We start from the raw sequence: 11450 nt of genomic DNA on the forward strand, positions 1-11450 counted from the left end.
GCAACGCTTTATGTTACGACAGCGCAGTCGTAACAGTGGAGGTTGCAACAGGCTGTCGTAACAATTAGCGTTGCGACTATCGGGAAGGGCCAATCAACGAGGTGAGAACAATGAGCAAGCCACTCGCGGGCAAGGTCGCCCTGGTCACCGGGGGGTCCCGCGGACTGGGAGCCGCGACCGTACGACTGCTGGCCGAGCAGGGCGCCGACGTCGCCTTCACCTATGTCAGCTCCGAGAAGCAGGCGCAGGCCGTCGTCGACGAGGTGCACGGCAAGGGAGCGAAGGCCGTCGCCTTCAAGTCCGACCAGGCGGACACGAGTCGGGCGCCGGCGCTGATCGACGACGTGGTCGCGCACTTCGGCGGCCTGGACATCCTCGTCAACAACGCGGCGATCGCGACGGGGCAGGGCCGCACGGTGGACGACCCGGACGCCGACACCGCCGCACTGGACCGGATGCACGCCACCAACTACCTCGGCGTGATCGCCGTCATCCGGGCCGCCTCCCGAGTGCTGCGCGCGGACGGCCGCATCATCACAGTGAGTTCCGGACTGGGCTCCCGGGTCGGCACCCCAGGAGCTGCCGACTACGCGGCGACCAAGTCAGGGATCGAGAGGTACACCATGGGGGTCGCACGGGACCTCGGGCCCCGGAACATCACGGCCAACGTCGTGGAGGCCGGACTGATGGAGGGCGGCATGAAGACGCCGGATCCCGAGACCCTCAAGACCCTGGTCGGCTCGCTGTCCCTGCAACGCATGGGTCACCCCGAAGAAATCGCCGTGGCGATCGCCTTTCTGGCGAGCCCCGCCGCGTCGTACGTCACGGGCGCGGTGCTGGACGCCCACGGTGGCTACAACGCCTGAACCGCAACCCCTGGCTGTGGGCGTGCAGCAGCGGCAACGTCTTCCGGCCGCAGCGGTGCGTCGACGCCGGGCTCGCCTCCGGGGCGCTCGCGGTCGTCGAGGAGGTGTGGTGCCCGGCATCGGACCCCCGGACCTCGCCGCGCCTGCGCTGCGCCGAGAGCGTCGACCACCTCCCGCACGGACGGGCCGTCCAGGCACGGCAGACGACCGGCTCCGTACTGTCGGCGGCCTCTACCGACGACGAGATGCCGATCCGGCGAGCGGGCCCGGCGTGAGGGCGGTGCCGCGGGCTCGGGATGTTCAGGCGTAGAAGTTGCGCTGCCAGCTGTGCCCGGCCAGGACCGCCAGCTGCTCCGCGGTGAGGGTACGGCCGTCGCTGACGGCCGCGTTTCGCTCCACGTTGCGTACGGTGCGCATGCCGGGGATGACGGTCGAGACGGCAGGGTGGGACAGCACGAAGCGCAGTGCGGTCTCCGCCATGTCCTCCACCGCGATGCCCAGGTCGGCCGCGATCGCCCGGACCCGCTGCTCGACCTGGGCCGGGCGGTCGCCGCGGAAGTAGCGGTTGCGGAAGTCGCCCTCCGGGAAGGTCGTGCCCGCGTTGATGCGTCCGGTGAGGCCGCCCTCGTCCAGGGCCACGCGGACGATCACGCCGACGCCGTGCTCCTGGCACGCCGGGAGCAGTTCTGCGGCGGGGGCCTGGTCGAAGATGTTGTAGATCACCTGAACGGCGTCCACCGTGCCGCTGCGGACGAGAGCCACCGCGTTGTCGGGCTGGTGGTCGTTGACCGACACGCCGAACAGCCGGATCTTGCCCTCCGCCTTGAGGTCGGCGACGGTCTCCAGCCAGTCGCCGCGGCCCACCCACTCGTCGCTCCAGACGTGGAACTGCAGCACGTCGAAATGGTCGAGGCCGCTCGCGCGCAGGCTGGTCTCCACACTGGCGCGGATGTGGGCGCCGGGGAAGGTCACCGCGGGGTCCAGGCCGCCGGGGGCGGGCCACTTCCCATTCAGCGGCGGGACCTTGGTGGCCACCGCGACGCTGTCGCCGGCCCGGGCCCGTTCGCGTACGACCGCGCCGACGATGCGCTCGCTCTCGCCGTAGCCCCGGGCGGTGTCGATGAGGTTCATGCCCAGGTCGACGGCCCGGTGCAGGGCCTTGACGGACTCGTCCTCGGAGGCGCCGATCCACATCGAGGCACCGATGCCCCAGGCGCCGTAGGCGATCTCCGACACCGACAAGCCGGTCCGTCCCAGTTCGCGGTAGCGCACGTTCGTCCTTCCTTCCGGTGCCGGGGCCCGCCCGTCGGCCGGCCCCGGGGTTGTTGCGGCACCGGCCAGCCAACCCGGTCCGCACCGAGCTGTCCAACACCGAGAAACGATGGGAGCAAGAAGCCGGAGCACTGAATCACTTCAGGGCGGCCGGCCTGATCGGCGGTGGCGGGGCGGGGGGTCAGGGGCGCAACTGTGTGCGCAGCCACCGGTCCGGTCCACCGTCGCCGGGCGAGCGGCCCGATCAGCGGGGAAGCGCCTTTGCGGGGCCAGGCCGGCTTCCCGCTTGTTCGCCTGCGTGCGGGGGAGTTGAGGGGCGGTTCGCGGGGCGGACGAGGGGTGCCGGTCGCCTCCCGTTCCATGAACGTTCAGTCAGATGCCTGTGACTGAGCTGGGTGGAGCATCTATTTTCCTTCGCCGGGGGGACGGCCGTCCACCAGCCTGACGTCCGAGTGGGTTCGTACCGATGGCGACGGCCGGGGGAGGTGAACGGGCACCTCCTGGCGCGGACCTTGACCGGGGACGCACAGAACGCCTTCCGGCAGTTCGACGGCAACGTCGAGCTGCTGTCCACCTCCCTGAAAGGTTGACTCGGTATGCAGGTCTCACGCCGTCGGCGTGTCGAGAAGGACCGTTCCGGCCTTCTCGGCAAGCGCATCGGCCGGATTCCCCTGGTAACGGCAGGCATCACCGCTCTCGCCGTCACCGCGGCCGGCACCGCTTATGCCCAGACAAACGGGTTCGGCTTCGACCAGGTCGGCCAGACCGTCAGCAAGGGCCAGGTTGTCTCCGACGACCAGTTCATCAAGCCGATCGGTGACCGCCTGCTGACCCAGTTCGGCAAGTTCATGGGCTCGACGGTCAGCCCGGACGGACGGTTCCTCGCAGCGACGGTCGCCGACCATCCGGCGGTCCTGCAGATCTTCGACCTGTCGGCCTACAAGCTCATCTGGACGGTCGGCAGCGCATCCGGGCTCGACCAGAACCTGTCCGACACCACTGTCGGTCAGGAGGGCCCGACGTACTCGCCGGACGGCAAGTTCCTGTGGCTTCCGGAGCAGGACGCCCTGACCCGGTTCCCGGTCAACTCCGACGGCACCCTCGGTACGCCGACCCGCTTCCCCATCCCGACGGTGGGCAGCCACCTTGCGGGTAACGCCCACACTCCGACGCCCAACTCCGCGCTGGTGGGGCAGATCACGTACTCGCCCGACGGGTCCACTGTGTACGCCGCGCTCAACGGTCAGAACACCGTCGTGGCGCTCGACCCCGGCACCGGTGCGATCAAGAACAGGTGGAACGTCGGCATCGCCCCTCGTGAGCTCGCCTTCGTGGGCGGCAAGCTCTATGTGAGCAACGAGGGCGGCCGCCAGGCCCGGCCGGGCGAGACCACCATGGACTCCTACGGCACCGCGGTGCCCGCCAACGGGTCCCTGGGCACGTCGACGACCGGGACCGTCAGTGTCATCGACCCCGCGAACCCGTCCGCAGCGGCCGGATCGATCGCTGTCGGCCTGCACCCGACCGCGATGTATGCCAGCAACAAGACACTGTTCGTCGCCAACACCAACAGTGACACCGTCTCGGTCATCGACACGACGACGGACCAGGTCGTGCAGACGATCGAGACCAAGCCGTGGCCGTCGTCCACGGTGGGGTACGAGCCCGACAGCATCGCCCTGACCAAGGACGGCCACCTGCTGGTCAGTCTGGGGCGGGCGAACGCCGTGGCGGTCTACCGCTACGACGGCGCGCCGAAGGACCCGGTGAGCTACATCGGCCTGCTGCCGACGGACTACTACCCGGCGACCGTGGCGACCGTCGGAAAGCAGATCGTCGTCACCAACACCCGCGGCATCGACGCGCGCGGCCCCGCCATCACGACCTACAAGGGACAGGGCACCGTCCCCGTGAGCGGCCACGACACGCACAGCACCACCGCGTCCCTGACGCGCTTCACCCTCCCGAGCGACCGGGACATCGCGCGTTACACCGACACGGTCTTCGCGCAGAACGGCTGGGGCAAGAACGACGTCCAGCAGGCCCAGGGGAAGAAGGCGGCGGCGGTCCCCGTCCCGACGCGCATCGGTGCCCCGTCCACGATCAAGCACGTCTTCTTGATCGTGAAGGAGAACCGGGGCTACGACCAGTTGTTCGGCGACATGGGTGAGGGCAACGGCGACCCCTCGCTCACGCAGTTCGGCGAGAAGGCCACGCCGAACCAGCACGCGCTGGCCAAGCAGTTCGGCCTCTACGACAACGTGTACGACATCGGCACCAACTCCGCCGAGGGCCACAACTGGCTGATGGAGGGCGACAACCCCGAGTACACCGAGTCGTCTGCGGGTGAGTACCAGCGCAGCTACGACACCGAGGAGGACGTGCTGGGCCACCAGCGCTCCGGTTTCCTGTGGACCGCGGTGGAGTCCGCCGGCGCGACGGCCAGGAACTACGGCGAGTTCGAGTACATGCAGGGCAAGCCGGCCGGTACGTGGCAGCAGTACTACTGTGCGGCCAAGAGCGTCGACAACGGTGGTGACCCGGCCCAGCTGACCACCCCGGACCTCAAGGGCAACTACGGCTCGGTGATCCCCTCGCTGAACAAGATCGCCGACCCGCTGTCCCCGCCGTTCGACCTCTCGATCCCGGACACCTACCGCTACCAGATCTGGAAGCAGGACTTCGAGAAGAACGGTCCCGCGAACTTCAACATGGTGTGGCTCTCCAGCGACCACACCGGAGGACCGGCCGACGCGGAGGCCGGGGTCGCGGACAACGACCTCGCCACGGGCAAGATCGTCGACACGATCTCGCACAGCAAGTACTGGAAGGACTCCGCCATCTTCGTCCTCGAGGACGACAGCCAGGACAGCGCCGACCACGTCGACGGACACCGCGCCCCCGTCCAGGTCATCAGCCCCTGGGCCCAGCACGGCAAGGTGATCAACACCTACTACTCGCAGATCTCGGCGGTCCGGACGATCGAGCAGATCCTCGGCGCCCAGCCGCTGAACCAGAAGGTCGCCGCCGCCACGCCGATGTACGACGCCTTCACCTCCCGGCCGAACTACACGCCCTTCACCACGGTGCCGAACCGGATCCCGCTCACCGAGGCCATCACCACCGCGCCGGCCTGCGGTCTGGACACCCTGGGCCTGACCGGCACCGCGGCGACCGCGCTGAACAAGGCGGAGGCCCAGAAGACCACGGTGCCCGCCAACGAGCAGTCCACCGCCGCCGCCTGGCAGACCTGGATCGCCGAACAGCACACCACCGGCAACGGTGCGGTCCCCGACTACGCCGACCCGGAGCAGATGAACCGGTACACGTGGTACCAGGCCCACGGCTGGAAGACGCCCTACCCGGGCGACTCGAAGATCTACGCCCCGGCGCAGGTGCCCGGTGCCTACATCCCGAGCTCGGACACGGACTGACGAGCCCATGAACACCGGCAACTGAACAGCACCGTGGGCGACGGGCCGCCGGACATCCGGCGGCCCGTCGCCTACCGCGCCCGACCGATCCGCATGGCGCGCGGCACCCAACCGCCCAGCCCTACGGCCGCATCGCCGACCTGACGAAAGCATGGCGTACGGCTTCCGCCGTTCCTGCGTCGAGAAGGCCTCGTCCAGGTCCCGCAGGCGGTCTTCGTCCCGCCCGGCCATCGGCCCCCAGCGGTCGAAGACGTGACCGCCCAGTTCCACGCGTAGCCCCCGGCCTTCCAGCACCTCGGCGCCGCGCTCCCCCTCCTCTCGCACGACGCGCGCAGCCTGGCCGACGGACCGATCAGTTCAGGCATCTGCTCATGATGCCGGTCCGCGCACTGGAACGGGCCACGTCGCGCTGTTCCGCAGGGCCCCGCCGGCCAGTGTGTTACTGGGCGGTCCCGCTGCGCAGGGCGATGCAGGCCGTTCGGCACAACCATCGGGGCTCCGGACTCGTCATAGGCGTGCCAGTATCCGCCGCGTCACGAGGAAAACCGCACCTGTGACTCACCGATCGACCTCCACCGCCGTCATCGCATGCTTCCTGACCGCTGCCCTGGTCCCGGCGATCGCCGGCTGTTCAGGCAGTTCCGGCAGTTCCGGAGCCAAGTCCCCTGACACGGCGGGCGAGGAGTCCGCCCCCGTGCAGGTCATCCCCTCCGCGCCGGATCCCGCTTCGATCCATGTGCCGACCGCCGCCGCCACCGCGGCGAGCACCGCGGCCCAGGCGTTGCCCACCGGGCCCACCCTGCGGCTTTCCCCGGAGGACGTGTGGCGAAGGACGGTGGCGGTGATGGCAGAGCAGACCTCCGCGTCCCTCACCGTCGATCTGCGTGACGGACAGGGCCGTCCGGTGCACGCCGTGTCCTCGGTCGCCAGCGACGGGGACTGCGTCGGGCGGATCTCCGCCGGCGGCGGCCAGGCGCAAGTGATCGATGCCGGCTCGACGCACTATCTGAAGGGCGACAGCGCCTTCTGGGCGTGGGCCGTGAGCCAACCGGGAGCCTATGGAGTGCCCGAGTTCTGGGTCGGCAAGTGGGTTCGGGGATCGATGGCAACGCTCGAAGCCTATGGAGTCGAAACGATGTGCTCGCTGTCAGTCGCGGTCGGCAACGTCACGGCGGACTTCGGCGGTGCGAAGCATGAAGTCGGCCCCCGGAGCATCCTCGGCCGCCAAGCGGTGTCCGTGACCGAGACAGGTTCGGCCGGTTCCCTCACGCTCGACGTCGCCGCCACCGGACCCGCCACCGTACTCCGAGGGGTACAGAGGGCAGCCGGCAGTGCGACGATCACCACAACCTTCACGCACCTGGGCGTGGCCGTGCACGCCAAGGCTCCCGCCGACGCCGTCGGCATCAACTGAAGGGTGCTGCAGAAGGGTGTCGTCGGGCAGGTCGGGGCCTGATTGCGGGTCGATGTGGTCATGCGCTGAGGGCGAGGTTGTGCATGTGGGCGACGGCTTGCACGGCCTGGTGGAGGCCGTCGCCGTGCTGCCGGCAGTCGCGGAGGATCTTGTAGGTCTTCATGCGGGCGAAGGTGCGCTCGACGCGGGCGCGGACCTTGTGGTGTGCGGCATTGTCGGCCTCCTCGCCCTTGAGCAGGGGGCGTCCGGGGCGTTTGCGGTGCGGGACGACCAGCCCGGTGTTGATGCAGGCGCCGTCCCCGAGCACGGTCATGCCCTGGCAGTGTGCGGCCATACCGGAGGACCGCCAGACGCCGCTCCACCGACCGCCGCACCGCCGCCGAGGTCCGCGCCGCCACCATGTCCGGCTTCCTCATGATCTGGTAGCGGGAGATCACCGACCGCATCAAGGCCACCCACCGGCCGGCGGCCCCCCGCGTGCTGCGGGTGACCCTGGCCGGCTCCGCCGCCGGCTGGAGGCGGGCAGGCCAGGCCCGGACTCAAGCCCGAGCGACCTCAGCGGTGTGCGCGGGGGTGTAGCGCTCGCCCGTCACCTGGTCGCTCAGCGGGTCCAGCGCGGCCAGCGCCTGGGCGTCCAGGGTGAGCTCCAGCGCGGCCGCGTTCTGCTCCAGCCGGGCCGGGCTGCGGGTGCCCGGGATGGTCGCCACCGCCACCCCGAGCCGCTGGGCCTGGGCGTACACCCAGGCCAGCGCCACCTGGGCCGGGGTGGCACCCAGCCGGTCGGCCACCTCGCGCACGGTCTGCGCGATCTTCTCGTTGGCCTCGCCCGCCTCGCCGGCGAAGCGGGGGTTGGTGCGCCGGAAGTCCTTCTCGCCCAGCGTGGAGCGGTCCAGGGCGCCGGTCAGGAACCCCCGCCCCAGCGGCGAGTACGGCACCAGCCCGACCCCCAGCTCGGCCATCACCGGGGTGACCGCCTCGACGTCGCGGGTCCACAGCGAGTACTCGCTCTGCACCGCGGTGATCGGGTGCACCGCGTGCGCCCGGCGCAGCAGCTCGCCGTCGACCTCGGACAGGCCCAGATGGCGGACCTTGCCCGCCTCGACCAGCTCGGCCATCGCCCCGACGGTCTCCTCGATCTCCACGTCCTGGGGCGGGCGGTGGGCGTAGTACAGGTCGATCACCTCGACGCCCAGCCGCAGCAGCGAGGCGTCGCAGGAGCGCAGCACGTAGTCCCGGGCACCGCGGATGCGGCGTGCCCGGTCCCCGGCGCTGCGGTCGATGCCGAACTTGGTGGCCAGCTGCACCTGGGCCCGGCGGCCGTGGACGGCCCGGCCCACCAGCACCTCGTTGTGCCCGGTGCCGTAGGCGTCGGCGGTGTCCAGGAACGTGATGCCCAGCTCCAGGGCCCGGTCGATGGTGGCCAGGCCGCCGTCCCAGTCGGCGGCGCCGTAGCTCTCGCTCATCCCCATGCACCCCAGGCCCATCGCGCTGACGGTGAGACCGGGCGAGCCGAGCGTGGTTCGGGTGATCATGCGCGGATACTCCTCCTGCCCGGCGGGCCGGGCGGTACCTCGAGGGCTGACGAACGCCTCCGACGCTAGGATTTGGAGCGCGCTCGAAGTCAAGCCGGAGGACCGCCCCCCGCCGGCGGGTCAGGCGCGGCGGGAGCGGGTGAAGGTGAAACGGTCCACCGGCAGCAGGTCACCACAGGGCCCGGACACCGCGTAGTAGGTGACGTGCATCGCGGTGGTGGGCCCGCCGCCGCCCGGGTCCACGTCGAAGGCGGACGAAGGTGCTGTAGGCGCAGGCGCAGGCGCAGGCGGAGGCCCGGTACACCGCCGGCCACGGTCACCCGCCCACGCCGCGGGTGCGCGGGCGGCTGATGAAGCGTGCCGCCACCTCGCCCGCGAGCTGTGCGGCGCCCGCGCCGAAGTCGGCCTGGACGAGCGCATCGTGGATGCGGCGATCGGCACGTACTGCGTCGACGTCTCCTCGCCCCGGCCACCGGGCCGCCGCCCGCGCCCGCCCGGTCACGCCCTCTGCACCGCCGCCTGGCATCCACCATCGCGGCGCGGCGACGCGCAGGCCCGGCAGGACACCGCTGTTGAGCTGAGCGTGCACGACCGGGCGTGGCCGTCGGCATCCGCCTCCAAGCGCTGCTGCGGGCATCCCGGGCCCGGGCGGCCGGCCTGGTCCTGTCGGGCCGGGCGACGGGTGCCGGCAAGCCGTCGCCGGCAGACCAGGCGGCAGCAACCGTGCTGTACGAGCAGTTGGCGGCCGCGCTGCTGGCGGGGTGGACAGTACGGTGTGCCGGGGTGGCTGACACCTCCCGTTTCATCATTGAGCCGCGCCGCTTTCGTCGTCGTACCGCCGGGCTGTCCTTCTACTTCCTGGCCGGGACCCGCTGGATGGCCAGGAGGGCGACGTCGTCGGCTGGTTCCTGTCCCGCGTGGCTGATCAGGTCACCTTGGATCTTCCGCAGCAGGGCGTCGGGCGTCGACCCCGAGAAGGAGTCCACGCGCTGGGCGAGGGGGTAGAACTCGCCGCTGGGCGAACGGGCCTCGATGACGCCGTCGGTGTAGAGCAGCAGGATGTCGCCCGGGCCAAAGGCGATCGAGTCGCTGTGCGGGCCGGTGACCGGCTGCCAGCCCGTGCCCAGCGGAGGCGAGGCATGGTCGAAGTCCAGAGTCCTGACGTGGCCCTCATGGATCAGCAGGGGCGGCGGGTGCCCGCAGTTGATCAGATCGGCCGACGGGTTGCGATCGGGGATCTCCAGCATGAGCGCGGTGATGAAGTGCTCGCCGAGATCGCTTTCGACGTCGGCGACCTCCTCGACTTCCCGCCTGACGCTGTCCTCCAGCGCCGCGACGAGGTCACGCAAGGTCGGGCATCGGTGGGCACCTTCCCTGAAGGCTCCGAGAACGACCGACACCTCGCCGATGGCGGCCACCCCCTTGCCCCGGACGTCTCCCATGATCACTCGGGTGCACGGGTCGGACCCGCGGGCGGTGGCGAAGAGGTCGCCGCCGATCCGGGCCTCGTCCTCGGCTGCCAGATACAGCCATCCCAGACGCAGGGGACCGATCCGGTTCGGCGGAGGCCGCAGAATGCATCTCTGTGCCGCGTCAGCCACCGACCGCAACCTCGTCAGCTGCCATGTTCTGCGCTCCCGGACGTAACTGGTTGCCACCATCGCCGCGCAGAGACCGGCCAGGGCGGCGAACTGCGCTACGTGGTTGGTCATGTTCTCGCCGTTGTACCCGTCGACGAGTTCCTGGGCACCGATGGCCACCAGTCCGACGAATGCTGTCGTCCGCGGCCCCGCGAAGGCGGCGGTCAGAGCGGGGGCCAGCGCCACGAGCGGGCCGAGGTGGACCGCCGTCGAGGACATCATGTCCACCAAGCTGATCACCGCGATGATCGCAAGCGGGACCACCAGCGCTACGAGGCCCCATGGCCTCGTAACAAGGCGGCCCCACTCAGCACGCCAACCTCCCACACCCCAAGTATCACGCCGAGTCATGACGCGGGCAGAACTCCGGGCCACCCCGGAAGCGAGCAGCCGGCATCCGGCCTGGCCATGTCGGCTGTGGTCCGGATACCCCGCAGATCAAGTACAGCCGGGGCCGGAGCTTTGGTGTGGTGCGGCTCCGACACGGGCCGGCTCTTCACGCGCGGCACGCGCGAGGGTGTCGGCCACCGTGGTGCAGGTGAGGCCTACCACTGCGCGTAGCTCCGCTTCGGAGGCGCCGGCCCGGCTCAGTACGGCGAGCGATTGGTTGACGGCGACTACATACGTCGTCAGCTCGTCGAGTACGCGGGGGTCGGCTGCGGAGTCCGCCAGGGCTGCGCGCACCCGCACACGCTGTATGTCGAGCAGGGCGCGTACGTGGGCGCTGGACTCCTCCTTGAGAATCGGCGCCTGTGTGGCCGAGTGTGCGATGAGGCATCCCGCCGGGACCGAGGGATCGGTGATGCGGGCCAGGACGACCTCGAAGAAAGCCTCGATCGCCCGCACCGGCTCGCCGGGACGGGACGCGAGCGCCTGTTCGTACTGGGCGCCGTAGGTGCTGGCATACCGGTCGAGGCTCTTGCGGAACAAGGCGTCCTTGCCACCGAAAGTGCCGTAGAGGGAGCCGCGCCCCAGGCCGGTGGCCGACGCCAGGGCATCGAGGGAGGCGTCCGCGTAGCCGCGCTGCCAGAACACGCGCATCGCCTGGTCGAGGGCTGCGGTGACATCGAACTGCTTGCGGCCTGACATGGCGCTCCTCCGGATGGGGCTCCCAGTCTACGCGCTGTTGGATCGATCGGTCCAACAATGTTGGACCGATCGATCCAACATGGTCTACGGTGACACCACGGGTTCGGACCGTTCACCGAGCGTCGGTGTCCACCGCCCGGCCGAAGACATCGTGCTGTTTTGCAAGGGAGAGAGAGCACTGTGAGCACCTCGACGACTCGTCC

General features: G+C 70.1%; 9 protein-coding genes and 1 pseudogene. 3 read left to right on the plus strand and 7 right to left on the minus strand.

Features of this window, described 5'->3' with window-relative positions:
- The first annotated feature begins 110 nt into the window (after positions 1-110).
- A complete protein-coding gene (locus ITX44_RS19090; RefSeq protein ID WP_205358477.1) occupies positions 111-866 on the plus strand; it encodes an SDR family NAD(P)-dependent oxidoreductase in 756 nt (251 codons plus the stop codon).
- Between the two features lie 300 nt (positions 867-1166).
- On the opposite strand, the gene ITX44_RS19095 is transcribed toward ITX44_RS19090, so the two are convergent.
- Positions 1167-2138 carry an aldo/keto reductase gene (locus ITX44_RS19095; RefSeq protein WP_205358478.1) on the minus strand — a complete coding sequence of 324 codons (972 nt, stop codon included), beginning with the start codon at positions 2136-2138 and terminating at the stop codon, positions 1167-1169.
- 596 nt (positions 2139-2734) lie between these two features.
- Between ITX44_RS19095 and ITX44_RS19100 the strand changes: the two genes are divergently transcribed.
- Both ITX44_RS19100 and ITX44_RS19105 read left to right on the plus strand, forming a co-directional pair.
- Positions 2735-5572 (plus strand): bifunctional YncE family protein/alkaline phosphatase family protein, encoded by a 2838-nt coding sequence (locus tag ITX44_RS19100; protein WP_205358479.1) that lies wholly within the window; start codon positions 2735-2737, stop codon positions 5570-5572.
- Between the two features lie 694 nt (positions 5573-6266).
- Positions 6267-6986: a hypothetical protein gene (locus ITX44_RS19105; protein WP_205358480.1), complete on the plus strand. Its 720-nt coding sequence runs from the start codon at positions 6267-6269 to the stop codon at positions 6984-6986.
- A 58-nt stretch (positions 6987-7044) separates the two neighbouring features.
- On the opposite strand, the pseudogene ITX44_RS19110 reads toward ITX44_RS19105, so the two are convergent.
- The 6 genes and pseudogenes from ITX44_RS19110 to ITX44_RS19130 all read right to left on the minus strand — a co-directional run.
- Positions 7045-7335, minus strand: a pseudogene (locus ITX44_RS19110) (transposase family protein); the annotation flags it as partial.
- A gap of 190 nt (positions 7336-7525) precedes the next feature.
- Positions 7526-8518, minus strand: a complete 993-nt coding sequence (locus tag ITX44_RS19115) for an aldo/keto reductase (protein WP_205358481.1) — start codon at positions 8516-8518, stop codon at positions 7526-7528.
- 120 nt (positions 8519-8638) lie between these two features.
- Complete coding sequence (locus ITX44_RS42245) at positions 8639-8761, minus strand: hypothetical protein (protein ID WP_265934247.1); 123 nt, start codon at positions 8759-8761, stop codon at positions 8639-8641.
- Between the two features lie 73 nt (positions 8762-8834).
- Complete coding sequence (locus ITX44_RS19120; RefSeq protein WP_205358482.1) at positions 8835-9107, minus strand: hypothetical protein; 273 nt, start codon at positions 9105-9107, stop codon at positions 8835-8837.
- A 262-nt stretch (positions 9108-9369) separates the two neighbouring features.
- On the minus strand, positions 9370-10398 hold the full coding sequence (locus tag ITX44_RS19125; protein WP_307795359.1) for a PP2C family protein-serine/threonine phosphatase: 1029 nt from the start codon (positions 10396-10398) through the stop codon (positions 9370-9372).
- Between the two features lie 198 nt (positions 10399-10596).
- The gene (locus ITX44_RS19130) at positions 10597-11247 is read right to left on the minus strand and encodes a TetR/AcrR family transcriptional regulator (RefSeq protein WP_205358484.1); all 651 of its coding nucleotides are present in this window, start codon (positions 11245-11247) and stop codon (positions 10597-10599) included.
- Positions 11248-11450 lie beyond the last annotated feature (203 nt).

Origin of the sequence: Actinacidiphila acididurans (genome assembly GCF_016918855.1) — a bacterium.
GTDB classification, from domain to species: Bacteria; Actinomycetota; Actinomycetes; order Streptomycetales; family Streptomycetaceae; genus Actinacidiphila; species Actinacidiphila acididurans.

Excerpts from the sequence above, each read along its gene's own strand:
- ITX44_RS19100 (WP_205358479.1), top strand. The coding sequence starts at position 2,735 with ATGCAGGTCTCACGCCGTCGGCGTGTCGAGAAGGACCGTTCCGGCCTT.
- ITX44_RS19090 (WP_205358477.1), top strand. The coding sequence starts at position 111 with ATGAGCAAGCCACTCGCGGGCAAGGTCGCCCTGGTCACCGGGGGGTCC.
- ITX44_RS19115 (WP_205358481.1), bottom strand. The coding sequence starts at position 8,518 with ATGATCACCCGAACCACGCTCGGCTCGCCCGGTCTCACCGTCAGCGCG.
- ITX44_RS19130 (WP_205358484.1), bottom strand. The coding sequence starts at position 11,247 with ATGTCAGGCCGCAAGCAGTTCGATGTCACCGCAGCCCTCGACCAGGCG.